We start from the raw sequence: 24,458 nt of genomic DNA on the forward strand, positions 1-24,458 counted from the left end.
CATGCCCTCCAGGCTCACTGGGGGAGGATCAGCTCGCCTTGCGGTGGAACGGGTGCAGGAGGTCCGACAGGTGCCAGTGGTGGTGCTCCCCCGGCTCCGAACCCTGCGCCTCCGTGTCCTCCGCGTCCTGCGTGTCCGCCGCCGGGCGGGGCTTCGGCAGGTGCCGGCGGCGCTCGGCGTCCCGTATCGACGCCACCTGGCCCGCCCGCATGATGCGGACGACATGACCGTCGCAGTTCTGGCACGCGGGCCTCGACAGCGGGGACGGCACGACCTTGCCGTCGGCCACGTACATCACGAAGTCCCGGCCCTGGGCGTCGTTGTGGTGCTCTATCTCGTACGACTGCTCCCAGCCGTGCCCGCATCGCATGCACGCGAACGCGTACGACTCGTGAACGATGGCGGTGGCGGTGTCGCGCAGCACTGCGCGCTCTGCGATCTCGGTCATTGCCAGCTCCTCTGGTCCGCTGGACGGTGGGGACGTGACGTGTACGTCCTCACCACCCAGTGGACGCCCGCGCGGGCCCCTCGCGCACCCCACCTGCCGACTGTTGAAGCGCATTTGGCCTCCCCTTGTGGGAAGCCCGCCCGTAGCTGGTCTGTGCTTTGCTCGACTTTGCCGCGGCATGGTCTGACCGGTGGTCGGGTGCGGGTACGTGGGGGCTGGTCGCGCAGTTCCCCGCGCCCCTGAAAAAGCGGGCTGCGCCCTGCTTTTTCGGCCCGAAGAGCACGGGGCGCAGCCCCTGCTCTTCAGGGGCGCGGGGAACTGCGCGAGAAGCCCCACCGGACCCGCACCCGCAAACGCACCCCCACCCCCCACCCCCTACGGCGCCCCCCGCTTCGCAGCCACCACCGCGTCAAAAACCTCCCGCTTCGGCACCCCCGCCTCCACCGCCACCGCCGCGATCGCCTCCTTGCGCCGCTCCCCCGCCTCCTCCCGCACCCGAACCCGCCGCACCAGCTCGACCGCGTCCAGTTCCTCGGGCCCCTTCTCCGGCGCCCCCTCCACCACCACCGTGATCTCCCCGCGCACCCCGGCCGCCGCCCACTCGGCCAGCTCCCCGAGAGGCCCCCGCTTGATCTCCTCGTACGTCTTGGTCAGCTCACGGCACACCGCGGCCCGCCGCCCCGCGCCGAAGACCTCGGCCATCGCCGCGAGCGTCGCGTCCAGGCGGTGGGGCGCCTCGAAGTAGACGAGCGTGCGCCGCTCCTCCGCGACCTCCCGCAGCCGCCCGAGCCGCTCCCCGGCCTTGCGCGGCAGGAACCCCTCGAAGCAGAACCGGTCCACGGGCAGCCCGGACAGCGCGAGCGCGGTGAGGACGGCGGACGGCCCGGGTACGGCGGTGACCCGGATGTCCTTCTCCACGGCCGCGGCGACCAGCCGGTACCCGGGGTCGGAGACCGACGGCATCCCCGCGTCCGTGACCAACAGCACCCGGGCGCCGCCCACCAGCGCCTCGACCAGCTCCGGCGTACGCGCGGCCTCGTTGCCCTCGAAGTAGGAGACGATCCGCCCGCCCGGCTGCACCCCCAGCGCCTGGGTGAGCCGCCGCAGCCGCCGCGTGTCCTCGGCGGCGACCACATCGGCCCCGGCCAACTCCTGGACGAGCCGGGGCGGCGCGTCCGCGACATCACCGATGGGGGTACCTGCCAGCACAAGGATTCCAGTCACACCCCCATCCTCCCAGGGCCCGCCCCTGAGGGGCGCAGCCCCAAAAGGGGCGCGGGGAACTGCGCGACCAGCCACACTCCACCCGCAGTCGCCCCACCACACGCACCCCCGGCCCCGTAGGCGCTTACCGCACGCACTTCCGCCCCGATAGGCGCCCTACATCCCGATCCCACGGGACTCCCACAGCCCCGTTCCCTACGATGGCGCGGTGACCAGTACCGCGTCCTCCACGGACACCCGGCAGGACCAGGCCACCGAAGACCCGCGGCCGTCGTGGCAGCACCGCCTGCGCCGATTCGGCTACGCCGTGCCGCCGAGAGGCGACGTCCGCACCCGCCTGGTGCCCGCGTACACCCGGCCGAGCCCACGCGTGTGGGCAGTGCTCGGGCTGCGCGAGGAGGTCGGGGCGCGCCTGGTCCGCTGGTCGGCGTGGGGCGGCCCGCTGCTGGTGACGCTGCTGGCCGGGCTGACGCGGTTCTACAACCTGGGCAGCCCCAAGGCGGTGATATTCGACGAGACGTACTACGCGAAGGACGCGTGGGCGATCGTCCACCGCGGCTACGAGGTCAACTGGGCGAAGAACGCCAACGAACTGATCCTCCAGAACAACGGCAACGTCCCCATCCCGACGGACGCGGCCTATGTCGTCCACCCCCCGGTCGGCAAGTACGTCATCGGCCTGGGCGAGCTGATGTTCGGGTTCAACCCGTTCGGCTGGCGTTTCATGACGGCGCTGCTCGGCACGCTCTCCGTCCTGATGCTGTGCCGGATCGGCCGCCGGATCTTCCGCTCGACGTTCCTCGGCTGTCTCGCGGGCGCGCTGATGGCGGTGGACGGTCTGCACTTCGTGATGAGCCGCACGGCGCTGCTGGACCAGGTCCTGATGTTCTTCGTGCTGGCGGCATTCGGCTGTCTGATGATCGACCGTGACCGCGCACGCAAACGCCTTGCGGACGCACTGCCCCCGGACGGCGACGGGGTCGTACGCCCCAACTCCCTCATCGCCGAGACGACGCGCCTGGGCTGGCGCCCGTACCGCTGGATGGCCGGTCTCTGCCTGGGCCTGGCGCTGGGCACCAAGTGGAACGCCCTCTACTTCATGGTGTTCTTCGGGATCATGACGGTGCTCTGGGACTACGCGGCCCGCAAGGTCGCCGGCGCCCGGCAGCCGCTGATCGCGACGATGCAACGCGACCTGGGCCTGGCGTTCCTCTCCACGGTCCCGGTGATGATCGCCACCTATCTGGTCTCCTGGACGGGCTGGATCCTCTCCCCCGACGACGGCTCCGGCGGCTACTACCGCAACTGGGCCGCGACCGAGGGCAAGGGCGGCTGGTTCAGCTGGCTCCCGGACTGGCTGCGCAGCCTGTGGCACTACGAGCACGCGGTCTACGAGTTCCACGTCGGCCTCTCCTCGCCCCACACGTACCAGTCGAACCCGTGGAGCTGGATCGTCGCCGGCCGCCCGGTCTCGTACTTCTACGAGTCGCCGTCCCCCGGCAACGACGGCTGCGCGGTGGACACCACCGACAAGTGCGCCCGCGAGGTGCTGGCCATCGGCACGCCCCTGCTGTGGTGGGCCGCCGCCTTCGCCGTCCTGTACGTCCTGTGGCGCTGGTTCTTCCGCCGCGACTGGCGCGCCGGCGCGATCGCCTGCGGCATCGCCGCCGGCTACCTCCCCTGGTTCCTCTACCAGGAACGCACCATCTTCTACTTCTACGCCGTCGTCTTCCTCCCCTTCCTCTGCCTAGCCCTCACCATGATGATCGGCGCCATCCTCGGCCCCCCCGGCTCCCCCGAACGCCGCCGAGTCGCCGGCACAGCCGCCGCCGGCGTCCTGATCCTCCTCATCACCTGGAACTTCATCTACTTCTGGCCCCTCTACACCGGCCAGCCCATCCCCATCGACGACTGGCGTTCCCGGATGTGGCTGGATACCTGGGTGTGATGGCCTGAACCCGGTTCGCCGGGACCCCTGGCTAACAATCAGGGCACACACAGGAAGCATTTTTCCCACGCGTTACTCCCTCGTGTTTACAGTGAGCCTCGGCAAGCGGTTTCTGAACGCGTTCAAGTTCTTACGGGGGTCGTGTCATGCGCAAGGGGGTCAAGGTCGCCATAGTCGGCGGGGTGTTCGCGGCGATGGTGGGGGGTGCGGGGTACGGGGGATACAACTTCGTGACCGCGCTCAACGGGAGCGGGGGCGGTACCGAGAAACGGAGTGGGCCGCCGAGTTCCGACGAGGTCGAGGAGGCGTCGGAGAAGTTCTTCGGGGCCTGGGAGAAGGGGGACGCGGCCACGGCGGCGTCGTACACGAACGACGCGGTGGACGCGGGGAAGGTGTTCGACAGCTTCGTCGGCGTCGCCCGCGTCGAGGACGTGAGGATCGAGCCGGGGAAGCCGACCGGCGCCGGCGGCAGGACCGTCCCGTTCTCCGTCGCGGCGACCGTGTCGTACGAGGGGAAGAGCCAGAAGCTCGCCTACAAGAGCCGGCTGACCGTCGTACGGGGGAAGACGACCGGCCGCGCGCTGGTCGACTGGCAGCCGTCCGTCGTGCACCCCGAACTCAAGGACGGCGACACGCTGTTCACCGGGGAGGCGGAGGCGCCGCCCATCGAGGCCGTGGACCGGGACGGCAAGGTGCTGACCAAGGAGAAGTACCCCTCCCTCGGCACCGTCCTCGACACCCTGCGCGAACGGTACGGCGCCGACGCGGGCGGCACCCCCGGTATCGAGCTGGGCATCAAGCACGCCGCCACCGAGGCCGCCGACACCACTCTGCTGACCCTCGCCAAGGGCAAGGCGGGCAAGCTGGAGACGACGATCAGCGCGAGCAGACAGGCGGCGGCCGAGCAGGCGGTCAAGAAGTACGGCGAGTCGTCCGTGGTCGCCGTCCAGCCCAGCACCGGTCAGGTCCTCGCGGTCGCCAACAACCGCCAGGACGGCTTCAACGCGGCCTTCCAGGGCGAACTCCCGCCCGGCTCCACCATGAAGATCGTCACCGCCGCCATGCTCATCGACAACGGCGTGACCTCGATGAACGGCCCCGCCCCCTGCCCCGACACCGCCACCTGGAAGAGCCAGACCTTCAAGAACCTGCCGGGGCTCAAGGCCGACGAGACGCCGACCGCCACCCTCGCCAACGGTTTCATGCGGTCCTGCAACACGGCCTTCATCAAGCTGATCGACGAAAAGCCGCTCACCGACGCCTCATTGACCGAGGAGGCGCAGGAGCGGTTCGGGATCGGCCGGGACGACTGGAAGACGGGCATCGTCTCCATGGACGGCAAGGTACCGCCGTCCGACGGCCCCAACCGCGCCGCCAACGCCATCGGGCAGGGCGATGTGCTGATGAACCCGCTGAACATGGCGTCGATCACGTCCACGGCCATCACGGGCGCGTTCCGGCAGCCGTATCTGGTGTCACCGAAGCTCGACGACCGGGAACTGGCCACCGCGAAGGGGCTGTCCCCCAGTACGTCGTCCCAGTTGAAGCAGATGATGAGGCTCACCGCGACCCAGGGGACCGCCGCGACCGTCATGCAAGGGCTCACCGGCGACATCGGCGCGAAGACCGGCTCCGCGGAGATCGACGGGCAGGCCGTGGCGGACAGTTGGTTCACCGGATTCCGGGGTGACGTCGCCGCGGCGGCCATGTCGGAGGGCGGTGGCCGCGGGGGTGAGGCGGCCGGGCCGATCGTGGTGGATGTGCTGGGGGCCACGCCGTAGGGGGTGCGGGCGCGTTGCCGGGTGCGGGTGCGTGGGGGCTGGTCGCGCAGTTCCCCGCGCCCCTGAAGAGCCGGGGCTGCGCCCCGTGCTCTTCTGGCCGAAAAAGCAGGGGCGCAGCCCCGCTTTTTCAGGGGCGCGGGGAACTGCGCGAGAAGCCCCACGCACCCGCACCGAACAACGGCCCAACCCACGGAGTGCCCCGCGGGACTCTAGTGTGGTGGTTCTCGTTGAGAGTCGGGGGAACGAGAGGCAGCCGGGGCAGCGGAAGGTCGGAGCGTGGGTAAGAGAAGACGTGTCGACGAGCGGAAGACCGCGAAGTCGGGGAGGTCGAGACGGCATCTCCTGCTGGGCGGAGTCGCCGTCGCGGCCCTCGGCGGCGGCGCGGTCGCCGTGTACACGGTGTTCGGCGCGGGCGCGTCCGCCGACGACGGTTCGGCCGACGGCAAGGCCGTGAAGACCGGACCCCTGTCCGCCGCCGAGGTCCGCACCGCCTCGACCGCTTTCCTCACCGCCTGGCAGAAGGGCACCGTCACCAAGGCCGCCGCCGCCACGGACGACTCGGCGGCCGCGAAGACCGCGTTGACCGGCTTCACCAAGGACGCCCACATCGAGGACGTCACCCTCACCCGCGGCAAACGCTCGGGCGACAAGGTGCCGTTCACGGTGAAGGGCACCGTCTCCTACAAGGGCACCGAGAAGCCGCTCACCTACAAGTCGGCCCTCACGGTCGTACGGGCCGAGAAGGACGGCGAACCGGTCGTCGAGTGGCAGCCGTCCGTCGTCCACCCCGAACTCGCCGAGGGCGACCGGCTGGTGACCGGCGAGGCGGGCACACCCCCGGTGAAGGCCCTCGACCGGGACGGCGGCGAGCTGACGACGGAGAAGTACCCGTCGCTGGGCTCGGTGCTGGACGGTCTGCGGGAGAAGTACGGCAAGAAGGCGGGCGGCAAGGCGGGCGTCGAACTGCGGATCGTCCGGGCGGACCCGGCGAAGGGCGACGACAAGTCTTCCGCCGACCCCACCGGGAACTCCACCAAGTCCACCAAGTCCGCGAAGGAGAAGGCCGCCGACAAGACGCTGCTGGAGCTGAGCGAGGGTACTCCCGGGGAGTTGAGGACGACGCTCAGTCCGGCGCTGCAGGCCGCCGCCGAGGAGAAGGTGGCGGCCACGAAGCGCGCGTCGGTGGTGGTGATGCGCCCCTCGACCGGCGAGATCCTGGCGGCGGCGAACTCCGGCAGCTTCAACGTGGCGTTCCAGGGCTCGCTCGCCCCCGGCTCCACGATGAAGATCGTGTCGTCGGCGATGCTCATCGACAAGGGCCTGGCCTCGGCGGACAAGGTCCACCCGTGCCCCAAGTTCTCGTCGTACGGCGGCTGGAAGTTCCAGAACGACGACAAGTTCGAGATCAAGGGCGGTACGTTCAAGGCGAGTTTCGCCCGCTCCTGCAACACCGCCTTCATCTCCCAGGCGAAGAAGCTGGACGACGACTCCCTGACCCAGGAGGCCCAGCAGGTCTTCGGGCTGGGCCTGAACAACTGGGCCATCGGCGTCCCCAGCTTCGACGGCGCGGTGCCGGTGCAGAGCGACGCCCCGATGGCAGCCTCGCTGATCGGCCAGGGCGGGGTGCGGATGAACCCGCTGAACATGGCGTCGGTGGTCGCGACCGCCAAGACGGGCGTCTTCAAGCAGCCGTACCTGGTCCCGCCGTCGGTCGACGACCGCGCGCTCGCGACCGCCTCCCGGCCCATGTCGGAGACGGTCCGCACCCAGCTCGTCGAACTCCTCAAGTACACCGCCGCGGCCGGTACGGCGGCCGAGGCGATGTCCGGTCTCGGCCCCGACTACGGCGCCAAGACCGGCTCCGCCGAGGTCGACGGCCAGAAGGAGCCCAACGGCTGGTTCACCGCCTGGAAGGGCGACCTGGCCTCCGCCGGAGTCGTCCAACAGGGCGGCCACGGCAGCGAGTCGGCGGGCCCGATCGTGGCCGCGCTGCTCAAGGCGGGCAGCGGGGGCTGAGCGCCGGGGATCATCGACCGCGCGTACGGCCGTGGATCGGAACCTTCTCGTACGACTCCGATGGGGGCGAGGCGTCCAGGCACCAGTCGAACACCGACGGCCAGGAACCGTAGCCCGCGTCGAGGTCGAGGTGGGCCTCGCCCGGCAGCACGTCGACGGGCAGGCCCAGGGGTTCGGCGTACGTGGTGGCCGCGCCGCCGGGGCAGTACGGGTCGTTGTCGCTGCCGACGACCCGGGTGTACGCGGCGGTCGCGGCCAGCCGGGCGGGCGTCAGCGGCGGCGGGGCGAACTCGGCGATCTCCGGGTGTTCCAGGGCGACTTCGGGGGCGGGCGGGGCGACGAGCAGGACGCGGTCGACGGGGCCGGACAGGATGTCGTCCCGGGCGACCGCGTGCAGCCACAGCAGACAGGCCAGGCTGTGGCAGACCACGGTGATCCGCCGGCCCGCCAACTCGCCCAGCAGCGCGTCCAGTTCCGCCAGCCAGCGCTCCAGGTCCGGGTCGTCCGCCTCCGGGAGCTGCGGGTACGCCACCTCGTGGCCCAGGTCGGTGAGACGGTCGGCCAGCCAGTGCTGCCAGTGGGGGGCCGGGCGGTGGTTCTGCCAGCCGTGCAGGATGAGGAAGGCGCGGGTGCCGTCGGCGGGCGGGGTTCTAGTCATCTCCCGATCGTCAGCGAAACGGATCAGTGGGTCCAGTGCCGTCTCTGTGGCTGGATGGATGGGTCGCGGGTCGAGCGCGGGCCCGGTGGGGCTTCTCGCGCAGTTCCCCGCGCCCCTGAAAGACCAGGCCCCTGCGGGCCTGAAAGCCGCGGCCCTGGGGCCTGAAAGACCAGCCCCCCGCGTGCCTGAAAGGCGACGACGGCGAGCGTGAGAAGCGTCCGGCGGCGGGCCTGAAAAGCACGGGGCGCAGCCCCTGTTTTTCAGGGGCGCGGGGAACTGCGCGAGCAACCCCCACTCACCCGCACCCGCCCACGCACCCCCACAACCCAGTCGCATGGCCGCTACACCCACCACTACCGTGCCGCACATGACGAACACCCCGCAGAACCCCGCCGACTCCGCAGCCCACCCCCTCTTCACCCAAGCCCTCACCACCCTCGGCCTCACCGAACTCCACACCGAGATCCGCCGCTTCCCGGAGGCCACCCGCACCGCGGCGGAGGCGGCCGCCGCCCTCGGCTGTGAGCTGAGCGAGATCTGCAAGTCACTGATCTTCGCCGCGGACGGCGTCCCGGTGCTCGTGCTGATGGACGGCGCGTCGAGGGTCGACGTGGAGCTGGTCCGGCGTGAACTCGGCGCCACGAAGGTCACCCGGGCCCGCGCCGACGTCGTACGGGAGACGACGGGGTACGCGATCGGCGGCGTCCCGCCCTTCGGGCACCGCACCCGCACCCGGGTCCTCGCGGACCGCTCGCTCCTCGACCACGCGACGGTGTGGGCGGCGGCCGGCACCCCGTACACCGTCTTCCCCATGGACCCCAAGACGCTGATCGCGCACGCGGGCGCCACCCTGGTGGACGTCCGCGAGACGGACGCGTGACACCGGCCGTCGCCGCGGCGGTGCTGCTCGCCGCGGTCACCCACGCCAGCTGGAACGCCATCGCGCACAGGATCACGGACAAGCTGGTCGGGTTCACGCTGATCGCCGGCGGCGGGGCGCTGATCGGGTTCGCGATGCTGCCGTTCGTACCGCTCCCGGAGGCCGCCGCGTGGCCGTATCTGATCGCCTCCACGATCATCCACCTCGTCTACTACGTCCTGCTGATGACGTCCTTCCGACTGGGCGACTTCGGCCAGGCCTACCCCATCGCACGAGGCTCCGCGCCCCTCGTCGTCACCGTCCTCGCCGCCGTCTTCGCGCACGAGGTGCCGGACGGCTGGGCTGCGGCGGGCATCCTGCTGAGCTGCGCCGGGCTGACCGGGGTCGCGCTGTGGGGCCTGCGCGGCGACCGGCCGCACTGGGCGGCGATCGGGGCGGCGCTGGCGACGGGCCTGTCGATCGCCGCGTACACGGTCGTGGACGGCCTCGGCGTACGGGCCTCGGGGTCCGCCATGAGCTACATCGCCTGGCTGATGGCGCTGGAGGGGCTGGCGATCCCCGCGTACGCGGTCTGGCGCTGGCGCGGCGAGACGGTCACCCGCCTCCGCCCCTTCGCCACCCTCGGCCTCCTCGGCGCCGCCCTGTCCGTGGCCGCGTACGGCCTGGTCCTGTGGGCCCAGACCAAGGCGGAACTGGCCCCCATCGCCGCCCTGCGCGAGTCCTCGATCATCGTCGGCGCGGCGATCGGAGCGGTGTTCTTCAAGGAGCGGTTCGGGGCGCCGCGTCTGATGGCGGCCGGACTGCTGGTGGTGGGGATCGGGCTGATGCTGCGGGCCGGGTAGACACGGCACGGACCGGCGGTGCACAGGCCGTGCGTGCGGGGGCCGGGAGGGGCACTCTGGAGGGAGTGGTTCCGGAGGTGATCGTCATGATGAAAACCGCTGTCGGATGGCACATCGAGCTGGAGTTCCAGGAGGACGATCAGCGCACACGGGCGGCGGCCCTCGTACGGCTCCCCGACGGGAAGGAAGTACGTGCCAACGGCTACGCCAGCCGCCACCAGACCGACTCCAACCAGCCCCGGGTCGGCGAGGAGATCGCCGGGGCGAGGGCCCTGAACGAGCTGGCCATGAAGCTCCTCACCAAGGCCCATGACGAGATAGACGAGGCATCGGGCAGGACGTCCCACCCGATCGCGCTCTGACACACGCGATACGGCCGCCCGCGGCCGTCCACACCCCCTCGGCCGTGGGCGGGCCCTGTGATTGACTTGCCCCGTGTTGCACGAGTCTGTCTTCCGGTCCGTGGACCTCCCGGTGGACGCCCGTTTCGAGGCCTGGGCGGAGATGCTGCGGCAGACACACGCCCCCATGGACCTGGTCCCCATCCCGCTGTCGACGGCCGACCGGGGTCACCACCCCGGCGCCGACTACCACGCGCATCAACGCGTCATCCCCCTCGGCGACGTGACGATCTGGCCGGCCACCTTCGATCCGATCGTCTTCCGCCGCACCCCGAAGATGGTCCGCCAGTCCGATCCGGAGACGTTCCATCTCTCCCTCCTCCTCCAGGGCGAGGGCGCCGCCACCTGGGGCCGGCAGCAGGTCGCGTACGAGGCACAGGACTTCCACGTCAACTGCACCTCGATGGCGTACGAGATCCTCACCGGCACCGAGCCGGTCACCACCGTCGGCATCGAGATACCCCGCTCGCTCGTCGCCCTGCCCCCGCGCAAGGCGGAGCGGGTGGTCGGCAGCCGGCTGTCGGGCCGGGACGGCGTCGGTGCGCTCCTCGCCCAGTTCCTGATGCGGCTGGCGGCGGACACGGACCCCTACCGGCCGGCCGACGCGCCCCGCCTCGGCATGGTCGTCGCCGACCTGGTCACCGCCCTCTTCGCACACACCGTCGACACCGAGCCACGGCTGACCCCGGAGGCGCACGGGCGGACGCTGCTGCTGACCGTCAAGGCGTTCGTACGACGGCATCTGGGCGACCCCGGCCTCACGCCCACGGCCATCGCCGCCGCGCACCACATCTCGCGCAGCTATCTGCACCGGCTCTTCCAGACGGAGGGCCTGACCGTGGCGGCGTACGTCCGCGACCAGCGGCTGCGGAACGCGTACCGCGACCTCACCGACCCCGACCCCGTGCTGCGGGCCACGCCGATCCATGTGATCGGGGCACGCTGGGGGTTTCCGCGGGCCGCCGAGTTCAGCCGGGCGTTCCGGGCGGCGTACGGGGTGCCGCCGAGTGAGCTGCGGCGGGCGGGGCGCGGTGACGTGGACGTGGGGTGGGTGCGGGGCGGGACGGGGTGAACAGTGGACGCGTTGCCAAGTGATAGTGGACCGTCAGCCAACGACATTGGCTGGATTTCCCCGCATCCTGGTGATCGCCGCCGCGGAGGGCGGTCGTCCGGATCTCCGGGATCGGGCCAGGACACCAGCGGGGGAGCCCTGGGCCGGTCCGGCCGCTCATCCGTGACGGCCGTCCTTCGCGGTGCGGCTGGGTGTTAGGCGGGGGTTAGGCGCCTCATAGCTCGGGGGCGACTGTGCTTCGGCGGGTGCGGGTGCGTCGTGGTTGCTCGCGCAGTTCCCCGCGCCCCTAGAGGGCGCGGAGCGCCCTCACCAGCGCCTGGGCCCTCGGGTCCGCTGTCACGGTCTTGCGGTAGCCGTTCGTGAGGTAGGCGAAGGCGAGGCCTGATTCCGGGTCGGCGAAGCCGAGGGGGCCGCCTCGGCCGGGGTGGCCGAAGGAGGTGGGGGCCAGGAGCGGGGACGCTGTGCCGTGGAGCATGTAGCCGAGGCCGAAGCGGGTGTTGATGACGAGGACACGGTCGGGGCCGGAGGACTCCTCGGCGCGGGCCGCCTCCAGGGTCTCGGGGCCGAGGAGCCGTACGCCGTCGACCTCGCCGATGAGCGCCGCGTAGAAGCGGGCCAGGCCGTCCGCCGTGGCGATGCCGTTGGTCGCGGGCAGGGCGGACGCGCGGTACGCGGGGTCGTTCTGGTCGGGGAACGGGGTGATCGCGGCGAAGGCGCGGCGGGTGAGGGAGTCCGGGTCGTCGTAGGCCTCGGTGACCGAGCGCTTGGCGCGGACGCGCAGTCCGCCCGTGGGCTCGGGGGCCGCGTCCAACCGGCCCGCGAGGCCGACCCGGCCCGTCGCCGCCACCGCGTCCGGCAGGCCCAGCCACAGATCAGTGTCCAGGCCCAGCGGGGCGGCGATGTCCGACGCGATCCACTCACCCGTCCCCCGGCCGGTCACCCGCCGGACCAGTTCGTCGAGCATCCAGCCGTACGTCAGGGGGTGGTAGCCGTGATCGGTGCCGGGCTCCCAGGCGGGCGCCTGGGCGGCCACGGCGGCGGGACCCCGGCGCGGGTCCAGCGCCTCGGCGGGAGTGAGCGGGCGGTCGAGGACGGGGAGCCCGGCCCGGTGGTTCAGCACATGCCGCACCAGCACCCGGTCCTTGCCGTGCGCCTTGAACTCCGGCCAGTACCGGCCCACCGGTGCGTCCAGGTCCAGTTCACCGCGCTCGGCCAGCATCAGGAGGACGGCGGCGGCGACGCCCTTGGTTGCCGAGCGCATGATCTGGGCGGTGCCGTGGAGCCAGGGCTCGTCGCCGTCCACGTCCCGGGTGCCGGCCCACAGGTCGACGACCTTGCGTCCGTGCCGGTAGACCACGACCGCCGCGCCCCGCTCGCCCAGCGTCTCGAAGTTGCGTACGAACGCGGTCCTGACCGGCTCGAAGCCCTCGGCGACCGTCCCGTTCACGTCCACGCCGCCGCTCCTCGCCGTTCGTGCTGTCCGTGCTGTTCGTGCTGTCCGTTCGCCCGCCCCGGCCACGCACCGCGACGACGACGGATGCAACGTACAGGCACAGCCCCGGATTCCCCCGCCCGGGGCCGTCCCGGACATCCCGGACGCCGGCCCGTGCGGATCCGTCAGCCCAGCACGATCGTCACGTCGATGTTGCCGCGGGTCGCGTTCGAGTACGGGCAGACCTGGTGGGCCGCGTCGACGAGCTTGGCCGCGATGTCCTGGTCGATGACCGGGAGGGAGACGCTGAGGGCGACGGCGAGGCCGTAGCCGCGCTGCTTGTTGGGGCCGATGCCGACCTTCGCGGCGACGGTGGAGCCGGTCAGGTCGAAGCCCTCGCGGCGGCCGACGAGGACCAGCGCGTTGTGGAAGCAGGAGCTGTACCCGGCGGCGAAGAGCTGCTCGGGGTTGGTGCCGTCGCCGTCGCCGCCCATCGCCGGCGGCATCGCGACCTTCAGGTCGATCTGGCCGTCCTGGCTGCTGATGTAGCCGTCGCGACCGCCGTGCGCGGTGGCCTCGGCGACGTACATGATCTTCGCCGGACGCGTGTCCGGACGGCCATCGGTACGGGTGTCGGGACCGGTCTCCACCGCGGCGTCGTCAGTCATTCCCTTGGCCTCCCCCAGGACGAGCGCGTGGCCTCCCCAGGACAGGCGCGCACGAATACATCGTGCACAAGGTACCGACCGGTAGGCAGCGCGCGGTTACCAGGGGGTAGTAACCATGGGTAACACAAGGTCACCGCCGAACGTACCGGCCGCTCAGCGGCCCGCCGCCTTCGTCGCCCGTGCCGTCAGCTGCCAGAGTTCCTCGCGCAGCCGGGTCACCTCGGGGCCGTGCAGGCCGGTGGCGGAGGCGAGGGTGGCGGGGACGGCCGTCGCCCGGTCGCGGAGCTGTTCGCCACGTCCGGTGAGGGTGATCCGTACCGAGCGCTCGTCCCGCGGCGACCGCTCCCGGCGGAGCAGCCCAGCCGACTCCAGCCGCTTCAGCAGCGGGGAGACGGTGCCGTAGTCGAGCCGCAGGGCGCCCGCCAGTTCCTTGACGGTGGTCTCGTCGCGCTCCCAGAGGGAGAGCATGACCAGGTACTGCGGGTAGGTGAGGCCGAGTTCGTCGAGCAGCGGACGGTACGCGGCGGTGACCGCGCGCTGCGCCGCGTACAGCGCGAAGCACAACTGCTCGTCGAGGAGCAGCGAACCGTGCCGTTCGGGTTCCTCATGATTCGTCACGCGCCCATTGTCACGGATGTCCCGTGGAGCGCCTCGGGGGCCTGGCTCCCGGCGGCGGAATTCCTGCCGAGGCACCTGCCGAGACACCTGCTGGGACACCTGGTTGGATGCTTCGCCATGAGTGACGACGAGGAGTACCTGGACAAGAGTCCGGCGGCCGCCCGGATGGGCAAGGCCGCCGAGTACCTGGTCGCGGCCTCCGCCACGCCCAAATGTCCACGGGGACACAGGTCCGGCAAGGCAGGTTGATGGCCTTCGTACGGTCGCAGACGTTCCAGCCGCGCCCCGGGCTGGACCTGCTGTGCGTCGCCGTGGACGTCGAGCGCGGGGCGGTCATGACGGCGTGGCTGATACCGAGTGCCGTGTTCGCCGCGATGGTGGGCGAGCCGAACAGCAGGGGGCGCTATCAGTTCTCCGCGGCGCATCCTCGCCCGGCTCGCCGAGTGGGAGGTGGGGCCCTCGACCGGAGGGCCCCCGTCGTTCAACGCCCCGTCGTGACCGACCTCGGGTCGAAGCCGAAGGGCAGTTCCAGGCGATGGGCGCGCATCAGGTCCTCGTCCACGAGCAGTTCGCCGGTCGGGCCGTCCGCCGCGATGACGCCCTCGCTGAGGATGAGGGAACGGGGGCACAGTTCGAGGGCGTACGGCAGGTCGTGCGTGACCATCAGCACCGTGACGTCCAACGAGCGGAGGATGTCGGCGAGTTCACGGCGGGACGCGGGGTCGAGGTTGGAGGACGGCTCGTCGAGGACGAGGATCTCGGGCTCCATGGCGAGGACGGTGGCGACGGCCACCCGGCGCCGCTGCCCGAAGGACAGGTGGTGCGGCGGCCGTTCCTTGAACTCGCCCATGCCGACCTGGTCGAGGGCCCGGTCCACCCGCGCCTCCAGCTCGGCGCCCGTCATCCCCGCCGCGGCCGGCCCGAAGGCCACGTCCTCCCGTACGGTCGGCATGAAGAGCTGGTCGTCGGGGTCCTGGAAGACGATGCCGACCTTCCGCCGGATCTCGGCCATGTGCCGCTTGCCGACGGGCATCCCGGCGACGGTCACCGTGCCCGCGCCCCCGGTGAGGATGCCGTTGAGGTGCAGCACGAGGGTGGTCTTCCCGGCCCCGTTGGGCCCGAGCAGCGCGACCCGTTCGCCGCGCCCGATGCTGAAGTCGACGCCGAACAGCGCCTGATGGCCGTCGGGGTAGGCGAAGGCGAGCCCGGCGACGTCGAGGGACGGGGGCACGAGGTCTTCGAGCGCTGCGGACACTTCGGATGCGGTCACAGAGTCCATCCCAGCAGACAGACGACGAGCGCGGCGACCGGGAGGGCGAACGCGTACGACCACTGCGCGCGGGACGCGGTCACCTCGTCGATGACGGGCATCGTGCCCGCGTACCCCCGGCTGATCATGGCCAGATGGACCCGTTCGCCCCGTTCGTAGGAGCGGATGAACAGCGCCCCGGCGGACTTGGCGAGCACACTCCAGTGCCGTACGCCGCTCGCCTCGAAGCCGCGTGACTCGCGGGCGATCCGCATGCGGCGCATCTCGTCGGTGATGACGTCCCCGTAGCGGATCATGAAGGACGCGATCTGGACGAGCAGCGGCGGGAGTTTGAGCCGCTGGAGGCCCAGCAGGAGGGCGCGGAGTTCGGTGGTGGAGGCGAGGAGGACGGAGGCGGCGACGCCCAGCGTGCCCTTGGCGAGGACGTTCCAGGCACCCCAGAGCCCCTCGACGCTGAGCGACATCCCCAGCACGTCCACCCGCTCGCCCTGCGCCACGAACGGCATCAGCACGGCGAACGCGACGAACGGGATCTCGATCAGCAGCCGCCGCAGCAGGAACCCGGCGGGTATCCGGGCCAGGTACGCGACCACGCCCAGCAGCACGGCGTACAGCCCGAACGCCCACATCGCCTCCCGCGGCGTCGACACCACGACGAGCACGAAGGCGAAGACGGCCGCGAGTTTGGTGTGCGGCGGCAGGGCGTGCACGGGCGAGTGCGCGTGCCGGTAGAGCTTGTGGGCGTGGCCGGCGCCCATGTCAGCCGACGTTCCCGGGCACGGCGGACGGGGACACGTCCTCGCCGGTGCGCCGCTTGCGTACGGCCCAGAAGACGCCCGTACCGGCGACGACGGTGACGCCGACGCCGATCACACCCGCGAGACCGCCGGAGATCCGGGCGTTCGTGAGGCCCTCGACGCCGTAGTCGGCGAGCGGGGAGCCGGCGGCGTCATGGTCCTCGACCTTGGCGTCGAAGCCCTTGTCGGCGGCGACCTTCTCCAGACCGTCGGGGTCGGCGGAGGCGTAGAAGCTGACGACCCCGGCGAGGAGGAGGGAGGTGCCGAGCCCGGCGAGGAGGAGCTTGCGGGTGGAGCGCGCGGCGACGGGCGCGGGGGTGGGCTCGGCGGCGGGGGCGTCGACCAGTTCGCCGTTGACGCGCAGCTTCAGCGGGGCGGTCAGACCGCGGGCGCCGTGCACGAGGTCCGGGCGTACGGCGATGACGGCGCCGACCGTCGCGGCGGTGATCGCGGCCTCGCCGATGCCGATGAGGGTGTGGACGCCGACCATGGCCGTGAAGACGGACCCGAGCGGGACCTGGGTGGTGCCGCCGATCGCGTAGACGAGGGTGAAGGCGGCGGCCGAGGCCGGCACCGAGACCAGGGCGGCGACGAAGGCGGAGACGGTGACCGAGCCGCGCTTCCGGGGCAGCAGGGTGACCAGGCCGCGGAAGACGGCGTAGCCGACGACCGAGGTGACCACGCCCATGATCGTGATGTTCACGCCGAGGGCGGTGAGGCCGCCGTCGGCGAAGAGGATGCCCTGCATGAGGAGGACCACGGAGACGCACAGGACCCCTGTATAGGGGCCCACGAGTATCGCGGCCAGGGCGCCGCCGAGCAGATGTCCGCTGGTCCCGGCCGCGACCGGGAAGTTCAGCATCTGCACGGCGAAGATGAAGGCGGCGACGAGCCCGGCGAGGGGCGCCGTCTTCTCGTCCAGCTCGCGCCGGGCGCCGCGCAGGCTGACGGCGACCGCGCCGGCGGCGACGACACCGGCGACCGCCGAGACGGGGGCGTTGATGAATCCGTCGGGGACGTGCATACGAGGGCTCGCTCTCCTGGCCTGCGGACGGCTGGATTGGCTGGATTGGCTGGAACCTTACGATGATAGAGCCCTGTTGCGAGTCTCTTGCAAGAGCGATGCAGAGCCGATTAGCGAACACCTCGCCGAAGCAAGGAAAGCCCCGCGGGGGCGTGCCGCGGAAAATATGCGACATTGGAGAGGCAGTGGACAGCGGATTCACAGCTTCCGCAGTGTCACTCAGCGTGAGGAGCCGCACGATGTCCGTCACCGTCGAGCAGTACGCCCAGGCCCATGTCGTCACGGACTCCCCCGAGGACCGGGACACCGTGCCGGTCGTCCTCCGCTACGACCCCGACACCGACGCCGCCGCCGTACGCGTGCGGCTGCCCGGCCCCGCCGAGTGGACGTTCCCCCGTGAACTCCTCGAACGCGGTCTGCGCACCCCCACCACCTCGGGCCCCGTGAGCATCTGGCCCTGCGGCCGGGTCCAGGCCGTCATGGAGTTCCACTCGGCGAAGGAGGTGGCGGTGCTGCAGTTCGACACGAAGGCGCTGATCCGCTTCCTGCGGCGGACGTACACGGCGGTGCCGGTGGCGCACTGACGGCGCGCGTCCGGGGGTAGGGATGCCCGAAGGCACGACCGCCGGGAAGGCATGGGGGACGCATGACAGCACACCTGGGTCTGGCACCGCCGTACGCGCTCGCCGCGTTGTGGGCGGTACGGCACGGGGAGAGCACCGCGAACGCCGCGTACGCCGAGGCCGAGCGGACGGGGTCGACGGAGCCGCTTCCGGGGCGGGGCGCGGACGTACCGCTCTCCGAGCTGGGGCGGACGCAGGCCGGGGCGCTGGGGGGATGGCTGGCCGGGGTCGCCGCCGGGGATGGAGACGGGGACGGGGATGGCGGTCCGGGGCCCGACCTGGTGGTCTGTTCGCCGTACGTACGGGCGCGGCAGACCTGGGAGGTGATGGCGGGGCACCCGGGTGTGGTCCCGCCGCCGCTCCTCGTCGACGAGCGGCTGCGGGACCGGGAGATGGGGATCTTCGAGATGCACCCGCCGGCCGCGCTACGGGCCCGCGCGCCCGAGGAGGCGGCGCGGCGGGCGCTGGTCGGTGAGTGGTTCTACCGGCCGCCGGGCGGGGAGGCGCTGACCGATGTGGTGCTGCGGGTACGGGACTTCGTCACCGAGCTGGACCGGGTCGCGCCCGGCCGGCGGGTGCTGCTGATCGCCCATGACGCGGTCGTCGTGGCCGTACGTCTCGTGTGCGCGGGGCTCGGCGCGACGTTCCCCGGCCGGCTGCCGCCCGTCCCCAACGCCTCGGTCTCGTCGTGGGAGCGCGACGACGGGGGACGGCTGCGGCCGGCGCGGTGGGGGGACACGTCGCACCTGGGCGTCACACCGGGACCGTGAGCGTGGCCGTGTAGCCCTTGTCGGTGCTGCCCTCCAGGGTGGCGAGCTGCTGGTCGTAGCCGTCGCTGAAGATGTTGTCGGTCTCCAGGGTGAGCTGGCCGAGGTTCTGGACGCTCTGGCTGTACCCGTCCGTCGCGTACACCGTGTCGCAGACGTCCTTGGGGAAGGCGAGCTGCGAGGTGGCGGCGATGTTCTGGGCGGCGGTGGCGTCGTCCAGGCTGTCGTAGACCTCGAAGTGGATGTGCGGCCAGCGGCCGGTGTAGCAGGCGGGGAAGATCGAGGTGAAGGTGACCTGGCCCTTGTCGTCGGCCTCCTGGACGCCGCGCAGGTAGTTCTCCTCGGTGACGCCGTCGGAGTAGAGGGAGTACCTGCCCTCGCGGTCGCAGTGCCACAGGTAGACGGCCGCGCCCTCCTTCGGGGTGTCGCAGCCGGAGGCCTGGTCGACGACGGTCAGCGTGATCGTCAGCGGGATGCCCTCGGCGACGCCGCTCGCCGAGCCGAAGCTCTTGGTGATGTCCTTGCGGACGACACCGCTCTCCTTGAGGACGTTCGGGCCGTTGGAGCCGTCACCCGGGTACGGGCCCGCCGTCTCGCTCGGGATGACCTCGCAGTCCGAGCCGGAGGTGCCGGACGAGGACGAGCCGGAGGAGGCCGAGTCCGACGCGGTGCCGCTGCCGGAGTCGTCCGAGGAACAGGCCGCCACCAGGGGGACCATGCTCGCGCCGGCCAGCAGTCTGATCATGCGGCGGCGGGCGAACACGGGGAGGTCGTAGGAGAGCCCTCTGTCGAACTCGTCCTCGTGGTGGTGGTCGTGGCCGTGACTGCCGCTGCCGTTCCTGGGTGCTGTGCTCATGATGCCGAACCGCGCTTTCCGAATGTTCCCGTCATGGAATGGCCGGATGCTATGAGCGGTTCCTGTGCGATTCCCAGGTGTCTGCCGTGCACATCTTGTCAGCCGACGCCGACCGCGACGGCTATCGGTCACAGGGCGGCGGGCAGGAGGACGAGGATCAGCATCAGCGCGACGGGCGCCGCGATCATCGTGGCCAGGTGGACGACCGCCGCCCGGACCGCCCCCAGCACGGGCAGCAGCACGAGCCCACCCACCAACCACCACCCGTAGATCCGCCCCGCCAGCTGCCAGGCCTGGGTCTCCTGTTCACGCGTGGTGGGCTCGACGAACAGCGCCCCGACGGCCACGAGCAGCAGCACCCCGCACACCACCACGTCCCCGGCCCCCACCCCGACCGCGATCCGCCCGTCCGCCTCCCGTACGCGCCTCCGAAGCCGCGTCGCCCGGGCCGGCGGCCGCTCGGTCCTTCGCGACATGGGTGAGCCCTTTCGACCTGTGCTCGCCTCGCTGACGAGTGACGGCTGACGAGTGACGGGTGACGGGTGACAAGTGACGAGTGACAAGTGACGGGTGATGGTCAACGGCCGCGTCGGCGGCGCTCCTTGACCAGGTGCGCCGCCCAGCTTCCCACGACGATGAACCCGGCGTAGATCGCGCTCTGGATCCAGGTGAAGGGCGGGTTCCGCAGCTGCCCCACGAGCTGGACGAGCACGAAGACGATGGTCCAGTAGCCGAGCCAGTGCACGCCCTCGTTCCAGACCGGCACGGTGTCGTTCACATCGGGAGGCGGCTGGAGAGCGGTCCGGCGGAAGTCTCCGTGGCGTGCGTAGTGAGCCTGGCGGCGGCGTTCGACGCGACAGAAGAACCATACGAAGAGCCCCAGACCCGCTCCCAGCAGGGCCGCCTGAAGCAGACGTACGGGGTCGTCGAACGCGGACAGTCCGGAGGCGACCAGCAGACCGACGGGCACACCGAAGAGCAGGCCCATGCCCACCGGGTGCCGGGCCGCGAAGACCTGGGCCTTCGGTGGCGGCTCCGCGCCACCGTGGCGCCGGTCGAAGTCCAGAAAGGCCCGCCTCAGTCTCCCCACCCACGTCCGCCACGGCCCCATCCGTCGCCACCCCTCTGTCCGCACACGTCACCCCGCGATCAGCTTGTCCGCGCCCCGCTGGCAGCCGCCTCGTCACGACGGCCGAGCAGCACCTCCGAGGACAGGGGCTCACGCCCCCACCGTGCCGTCCACCCCCTCCCGCAGGAAGTCCGCGTGGCCGTTGTGGCGGGCGTATTCGAGGAGGACGTGGGTCATGACCATGCGCAGGGAGACGGCCTCGTCCCAGCGCGGCTGGTAGCCCGTGAGGTCGAGGGAGTCCGCCTCGCGTTCGATACGGCGTGAGGTCTCCACCTCCGCCTCCCACGCCCCGAACGCCTCCGCCCGCGTCGAGGCGCTCGCGTCGTACGCCGCCTGGAAGTCGATCTCCTTCGACCACACCATGGGCGCGTCGCGGTCCTCGAACGCCCGGCGGAACCAGGCGCGTTCGACCTCCGCCATGTGCCGGACGAGGCCCAGCAGCGAGAGCGTCGACGGCGGCATCGACCGGCTGCGCAACTCCTCGTCCGTGAGCCCCTCGCACTTCATCGCGAGCGTCGCCCGGTGGTAGTCGAGGAAGGCGCGGAGCGTCTCGCGTTCGGTGCCGAAGTGGGGCGGGCCCACGCGGTTGTCATGAGTCCCGCCGGTCCCACCGGTCCCACCGACCCCACCGGTCTTGCTGATCTCGCTGGTCTCGCTGGTCTCGCTGATCTCGCTGGTCTCATCGGTCACTCGTCATACTTACCCCGCTCACCCGCGACGCGGAAGCCGGTGAGGGCGCCCGTCCCCACGGACCCTCACCGGCAGTCCCGCTCGGCGGCCGATCCCGCCCGGCAGCCGTCCCGCGCGCGTCAGGCGCGGGCCAGCTCCCTGTCCTCGTCGTCCTCGGCGGCCGAGGTCTTCGCGGTGTCGTCCCGCGTCCGCAGGCCCTCACCCTCGACGTCGACGTTGGGCAGCGCGCGGTCGAGCCACTTCGGCAGCCACCAGGCCTTGTCGCCCAGGAGGGCGAGGACGGCCGGGACGATGGCCATACGGACGACGAACGCGTCGAAGAAGACGGCGATCGCGAGGCCGAAGCCGATCATCTTGATCATCGACTCGCCGGAGCCGATGAACCCGGCGAAGACGGCCATCATGATCGCCGCGGCGGCCGCGACCACCCGGGAGCTGTACCGGAAGCCGGTCACCACGGCCTGGTGCGCGTTCTCCCCGTGGACGTACGCCTCGCGCATCCGGGTCACGAGGAACACCTCGTAGTCCATCGCCAGGCCGAAGACCACGCCCACCATGAAGATCGGCATCATCGACATGATCGGGCCGGTCTCCTCGACCCCGATGAGCCCGCTCAGCCAGCCCCACTGGAAGACCGCGACCACGGCGCCGAGCGCGGCCAGCACGCTGAGCAGGAAGCCGAGGGCCGCCTTCAGCGGTACCAGGATCGACCGGAAGATCACGATCAGCAGGAGGAACGCGAGCCCGACCACCAGCGCCAGATACGGGACCAGCGCGTCGGTGAGCTTCTGCGAGAAGTCGATGTTCATCGCCGTGGCGCCGGTGACCAGCACCTTCGCGTCCGTCTCCGCCGTCACACCGGCGCCCGCGTCCCGGATCGCGTGCACCAGGTCCTCGGTCTCGGTCGAGGACGGCTTGGAGTCGGGGATCACCGTGATCATCGCAGTGTCACCGGCCTTGTTGAACGTCGCCGGGGTCACCGTCACGACGTCGTCGAGCCCCTTGATCTCGTCGGTCACCGCGGTGGCGGCCTTCTGCGGGGACTCGCTGTCCTCGGCGTCGACGACGACCACCAGGGGGCCGTTGAAGCCGGGCCCGAAGCCTTCGGAGAGCAGGTCGTACGCGCGGCGCTGGGTGGTGGACGTGGGCTGCGAACCGTCGTCGGGCAGGCCCAGTTCGAGCTGGTTGACCGGGAGGGCGATCGTGCCCAGGCCGACCACACCGAGCAGCAGCACGGCGACCGGACGGCGGACCACGAAGCTCGCCCAGCGGGTGCCCAGGCCGACCTTCACCGCGGCGGCGTCCTTGGCGGAGCCGTCAGAGCCGACAGTGGAACCGTCCGTTGAGCCCTTCGCGGAACCCCCCGTAGAACCCTCCGTGGAGCCCTTCGGCCCGCCCCGTCCGAACAGCTTGCGGCCGCGCTTGCCCTTCTCGTCGGCCGGCCGGACCTTGCGGCCCGCGTAGCCGAGCAGTGCCGGGATCATGGTGAGGGCGATGAGGACGGCGACGACGACCGTTCCGGCCGCCGCGAGCCCCATCTTGGTCAGCATCGGGACGTTGACGACCGCGAGTCCGGCCAGCGCGATGACGACGGTGAGCCCGGCGAAGACCACCGCCGAACCGGCGGTGCCGACGGCCCGGCCGACCGCGTCCTCGCGCTCGCGGCCCTCGGCCAGTTCGGACCGGTAGCGGGAGACGATGAACAGCGCGTAGTCGATCCCGACCGCGAGCCCGATCATCAGGGCGAGCGTGGAGGTGGTGTCGCCGAGGTCGAGCGCGCTTGCGAGGGCGGTGATTGTGGAGACGCCGATGCCGACGCCGATGATCGCCGTGAGCAGCGGGAGTCCGGCCGCGACGAGCGAGCCCAGGGTGATGACGAGGACGACCGCGGCGATGGCGAGGCCGATGATCTCACCGGCGACGGCCGTCTCGGGCTCGGCCTGGAGGGCGTCACCGCCCATCTCGACGGTCAGCCCGGCGCTCTGCGCCTTGTGCGCGGTGGCTTCCAGGGCCTCCTTGGAGGAGTCCTCCAGCTCCATGGCCGGGACCTTGTACGTCACCGAGGAGTAGGCGACCGTCCCGTCCTGGCTGACCGCGCGGGTGGTGAACGGGTCGCTGGCGGAGACGACCTCGGAGCCGTCGCCGAGTTCCTTGACGGTCTTCTCGACGATCGCCTTGTTGGCGGGGTCGGCCATCTTCTCGCCCTCGGGCGCCTTGAAGACGACCCGGGCGGTGGCCCCGTCGGCGCTCATCCCGGGGTAGCGCTGGTCCAGCAGGTCGAAGGCCTTCTGCGCCTCGGTGCCGGGGATGGAGAAGGAGGTCGAGCCCGCGGCGGGCGCGGAGGCGGCGCCGACGCCCGCGAGCGTCAGCAGGGCCACCCAGAGGAGGGCGGTGAAGTGTCGTCGCCGGAAGGCGAATCGACCGAGTTTGTAGAGGAATGTGGCCACGGGGCGGTACTCCCGTTCAGGTCGTGGACGTGCGGAGGGCAGGACGGATCAGCCCGTGCCTCGGGGAGCGAACAGGCAGGGCGGGGCGAGGCGGGGCGAGGCAGGGGTGATCGGCCCGACGGCATGAGCGGGTGGCGTCAGGTGGCGTCAGACGGGGGTGGTGGTGAGGGGTTCGTGCCGGCCGCGGGGGCTACCGGGTGGTGGACACGCCGAGAGCGGGGAGGACCACGGCGTCGAGGTACGAGCGGAGGAAGCTCTGCGTGGGCGGCTGATCCTCGATCATGCCGCGCGCGACGAAGGCGCCGACGAACATGTGCACCACGTACTCGACGGCGGGGTTGTCCGCACGGACCTCTCCCCGGTCGACGGCGCGCTGCACCACGCGGCGGATCTCCAGCACCTCCGGCTCGATGATCAGCTCACGGAAGGCCTTCAGCAGGTCGGGGTTTCCGTGCACCGCCATGGCCAGACCCCGCATCAGCGCGTTGTTCTGTTCCATGGCGCAGTCGTCGGTGCTCATCACCAGGGCGTGCAGATCCTCCCGCAGTGACCCGGTGTCGACCGAGCCGATGTCGGGATGGGGCTTGTTGTGCCGCATCGCCCTCGCGACCAGCTCGGCCTTGCCGCCCCACTGGCGGTAGAGGGTGGCCTTGCTGGACCGGGTGCGGGCGGCCACGGCGTCCATGGTGAGGGCGTCGTAGCCGACCTCGCGGAGCAGGTCGAGGACGGCCGCGTACAGCTCGGCCTCGCGCTCGGGCGTGATCCGGCTGCGGCGCACCGTCGCGGTCTCGGACATCCCACTCCCCTTGCTCCGGTTGCACGTTCGAGGCGCCAGGCTACCGGCCGCACGGCACGCGCGGACCGGAC

The 24,458-nt window shown here is 71.3% G+C and carries 25 protein-coding genes; 10 read left to right on the forward strand and 15 right to left on the reverse strand.

Features of this window, described 5'->3' with window-relative positions; genetic code table 11:
• Positions 1–28: 28 nt before the first annotated feature.
• Together ACZ7MG_RS19195 and rsmI are read right to left on the reverse strand one after the other, a co-directional pair.
• Positions 29–448: a hypothetical protein gene (locus ACZ7MG_RS19195; protein WP_471393840.1), complete on the reverse strand. Its 420-nt coding sequence runs from the start codon at positions 446–448 to the stop codon at positions 29–31.
• A gap of 375 nt (positions 449–823) precedes the next feature.
• Positions 824–1,672 (reverse strand): 16S rRNA (cytidine(1402)-2'-O)-methyltransferase, encoded by an 849-nt coding sequence (rsmI, locus tag ACZ7MG_RS19200; protein WP_471393837.1) that lies wholly within the window; start codon positions 1,670–1,672, stop codon positions 824–826.
• Positions 1,673–1,880: 208 nt separating this feature from the next.
• On the opposite strand from rsmI, the gene ACZ7MG_RS19205 reads away from it, so the two are divergent.
• From ACZ7MG_RS19205 to ACZ7MG_RS19215, 3 genes are all read left to right on the forward strand, one after another.
• Positions 1,881–3,620, forward strand: a complete 1,740-nt coding sequence (locus ACZ7MG_RS19205) for a dolichyl-phosphate-mannose--protein mannosyltransferase (RefSeq protein ID WP_471393835.1) — start codon at positions 1,881–1,883, stop codon at positions 3,618–3,620.
• 146 nt (positions 3,621–3,766) lie between these two features.
• Entirely contained in the window at positions 3,767–5,401 is a 1,635-nt protein-coding gene (locus tag ACZ7MG_RS19210) for a penicillin-binding transpeptidase domain-containing protein (RefSeq protein WP_471393832.1), read from the forward strand.
• Between the two features lie 276 nt (positions 5,402–5,677).
• The gene (locus tag ACZ7MG_RS19215; RefSeq protein WP_471393830.1) at positions 5,678–7,417 is read left to right on the forward strand and encodes a penicillin-binding transpeptidase domain-containing protein; all 1,740 of its coding nucleotides are present in this window, start codon (positions 5,678–5,680) and stop codon (positions 7,415–7,417) included.
• Between the two features lie 10 nt (positions 7,418–7,427).
• Here the strand turns inward: ACZ7MG_RS19215 and ACZ7MG_RS19220 are convergent, their stop codons facing one another.
• Complete coding sequence (locus ACZ7MG_RS19220; RefSeq protein WP_471393828.1) at positions 7,428–8,075, reverse strand: RBBP9/YdeN family alpha/beta hydrolase; 648 nt, start codon at positions 8,073–8,075, stop codon at positions 7,428–7,430.
• Positions 8,076–8,442: 367 nt separating this feature from the next.
• Between ACZ7MG_RS19220 and ACZ7MG_RS19225 the strand changes: the two genes are divergently transcribed.
• The 4 genes from ACZ7MG_RS19225 (at position 8,443) to ACZ7MG_RS19240 (ending at position 11,270) form a co-directional block, all read left to right on the forward strand.
• Positions 8,443–8,955: a YbaK/EbsC family protein gene (locus ACZ7MG_RS19225; protein ID WP_471393825.1), complete on the forward strand. Its 513-nt coding sequence runs from the start codon at positions 8,443–8,445 to the stop codon at positions 8,953–8,955.
• Positions 8,952–9,797, forward strand: coding sequence for an EamA family transporter (locus tag ACZ7MG_RS19230; RefSeq protein WP_471393823.1), 846 nt, complete (start codon positions 8,952–8,954; stop codon positions 9,795–9,797). Before ACZ7MG_RS19225 ends, ACZ7MG_RS19230 begins: the two co-directional genes overlap by 4 nt.
• 86 nt (positions 9,798–9,883) lie before the next feature.
• A complete protein-coding gene (locus ACZ7MG_RS19235) occupies positions 9,884–10,159 on the forward strand; it encodes a DUF1876 domain-containing protein (RefSeq protein WP_045556434.1) in 276 nt (91 codons plus the stop codon).
• A 73-nt stretch (positions 10,160–10,232) separates the two neighbouring features.
• Positions 10,233–11,270 (forward strand): helix-turn-helix domain-containing protein, encoded by a 1,038-nt coding sequence (locus ACZ7MG_RS19240; protein ID WP_471393820.1) that lies wholly within the window; start codon positions 10,233–10,235, stop codon positions 11,268–11,270.
• 286 nt (positions 11,271–11,556) lie between these two features.
• Here ACZ7MG_RS19240 and ACZ7MG_RS19245 read toward each other — a convergent pair whose 3' ends face one another.
• The 3 genes from ACZ7MG_RS19245 to ACZ7MG_RS19255 form a co-directional block, all read right to left on the reverse strand.
• Positions 11,557–12,723 (reverse strand): serine hydrolase domain-containing protein, encoded by a 1,167-nt coding sequence (locus ACZ7MG_RS19245; protein ID WP_471393817.1) that lies wholly within the window; start codon positions 12,721–12,723, stop codon positions 11,557–11,559.
• A gap of 164 nt (positions 12,724–12,887) precedes the next feature.
• Positions 12,888–13,370, reverse strand: a complete 483-nt coding sequence (locus tag ACZ7MG_RS19250) for an organic hydroperoxide resistance protein (protein ID WP_471393814.1) — start codon at positions 13,368–13,370, stop codon at positions 12,888–12,890.
• A gap of 153 nt (positions 13,371–13,523) precedes the next feature.
• Positions 13,524–13,988, reverse strand: a complete 465-nt coding sequence (locus ACZ7MG_RS19255) for a MarR family winged helix-turn-helix transcriptional regulator (RefSeq protein WP_471393810.1) — start codon at positions 13,986–13,988, stop codon at positions 13,524–13,526.
• A gap of 117 nt (positions 13,989–14,105) precedes the next feature.
• Between ACZ7MG_RS19255 and ACZ7MG_RS19260 the strand changes: the two genes are divergently transcribed.
• A complete protein-coding gene (locus ACZ7MG_RS19260) occupies positions 14,106–14,237 on the forward strand; it encodes a hypothetical protein (RefSeq protein ID WP_471393809.1) in 132 nt (43 codons plus the stop codon).
• 232 nt (positions 14,238–14,469) lie between these two features.
• Here ACZ7MG_RS19260 and ACZ7MG_RS19265 read toward each other — a convergent pair whose 3' ends face one another.
• The 3 genes from ACZ7MG_RS19265 to ACZ7MG_RS19275 are packed head-to-tail and all read right to left on the reverse strand — an operon-like array spanning position 14,470 to position 17,079.
• Positions 14,470–15,267: an energy-coupling factor ABC transporter ATP-binding protein gene (locus ACZ7MG_RS19265; RefSeq protein ID WP_471393807.1), complete on the reverse strand. Its 798-nt coding sequence runs from the start codon at positions 15,265–15,267 to the stop codon at positions 14,470–14,472.
• On the reverse strand, positions 15,255–16,016 hold the full coding sequence (cbiQ, locus tag ACZ7MG_RS19270; protein WP_471393804.1) for a cobalt ECF transporter T component CbiQ: 762 nt from the start codon (positions 16,014–16,016) through the stop codon (positions 15,255–15,257). The genes ACZ7MG_RS19265 and cbiQ overlap by 13 nt, the downstream gene beginning before the upstream one ends.
• A gap of 1 nt (position 16,017) precedes the next feature.
• Positions 16,018–17,079, reverse strand: a complete 1,062-nt coding sequence (locus tag ACZ7MG_RS19275) for an energy-coupling factor ABC transporter permease (RefSeq protein WP_471393803.1) — start codon at positions 17,077–17,079, stop codon at positions 16,018–16,020.
• Between the two features lie 239 nt (positions 17,080–17,318).
• On the opposite strand from ACZ7MG_RS19275, the gene ACZ7MG_RS19280 reads away from it, so the two are divergent.
• Together ACZ7MG_RS19280 and ACZ7MG_RS19285 are read left to right on the forward strand one after the other, a co-directional pair.
• Positions 17,319–17,663 carry an SsgA family sporulation/cell division regulator gene (locus ACZ7MG_RS19280; RefSeq protein WP_471393800.1) on the forward strand — a complete coding sequence of 115 codons (345 nt, stop codon included), beginning with the start codon at positions 17,319–17,321 and terminating at the stop codon, positions 17,661–17,663.
• 62 nt (positions 17,664–17,725) lie between these two features.
• On the forward strand, positions 17,726–18,472 hold the full coding sequence (locus tag ACZ7MG_RS19285) for a histidine phosphatase family protein (protein WP_471393798.1): 747 nt from the start codon (positions 17,726–17,728) through the stop codon (positions 18,470–18,472).
• Here the strand turns inward: ACZ7MG_RS19285 and ACZ7MG_RS19290 are convergent.
• The 6 genes from ACZ7MG_RS19290 to ACZ7MG_RS19315 all read right to left on the reverse strand — a co-directional run bounded on the left by ACZ7MG_RS19290 (position 18,456) and on the right by ACZ7MG_RS19315 (position 24,387).
• Positions 18,456–19,325 carry an intradiol ring-cleavage dioxygenase gene (locus tag ACZ7MG_RS19290; protein WP_471393795.1) on the reverse strand — a complete coding sequence of 290 codons (870 nt, stop codon included), beginning with the start codon at positions 19,323–19,325 and terminating at the stop codon, positions 18,456–18,458. The genes ACZ7MG_RS19285 and ACZ7MG_RS19290 overlap by 17 nt on opposite strands.
• Positions 19,326–19,453: 128 nt before the next feature.
• Positions 19,454–19,801 (reverse strand): hypothetical protein, encoded by a 348-nt coding sequence (locus ACZ7MG_RS19295; protein ID WP_471393792.1) that lies wholly within the window; start codon positions 19,799–19,801, stop codon positions 19,454–19,456.
• 101 nt (positions 19,802–19,902) lie between these two features.
• Positions 19,903–20,415, reverse strand: coding sequence for a hypothetical protein (locus ACZ7MG_RS19300; RefSeq protein ID WP_471393789.1), 513 nt, complete (start codon positions 20,413–20,415; stop codon positions 19,903–19,905).
• A gap of 129 nt (positions 20,416–20,544) precedes the next feature.
• Positions 20,545–21,096 (reverse strand): DinB family protein, encoded by a 552-nt coding sequence (locus ACZ7MG_RS19305; RefSeq protein WP_471393908.1) that lies wholly within the window; start codon positions 21,094–21,096, stop codon positions 20,545–20,547.
• Positions 21,097–21,263: 167 nt separating this feature from the next.
• On the reverse strand, positions 21,264–23,591 hold the full coding sequence (locus ACZ7MG_RS19310) for an MMPL family transporter (RefSeq protein ID WP_471393786.1): 2,328 nt from the start codon (positions 23,589–23,591) through the stop codon (positions 21,264–21,266).
• A gap of 190 nt (positions 23,592–23,781) precedes the next feature.
• Entirely contained in the window at positions 23,782–24,387 is a 606-nt protein-coding gene (locus ACZ7MG_RS19315) for a TetR/AcrR family transcriptional regulator (protein ID WP_471393784.1), read from the reverse strand.
• Positions 24,388–24,458: the final 71 nt, after the last annotated feature.

It is taken from the genome of Streptomyces sp. NPDC107538 (genome assembly GCF_055657445.1).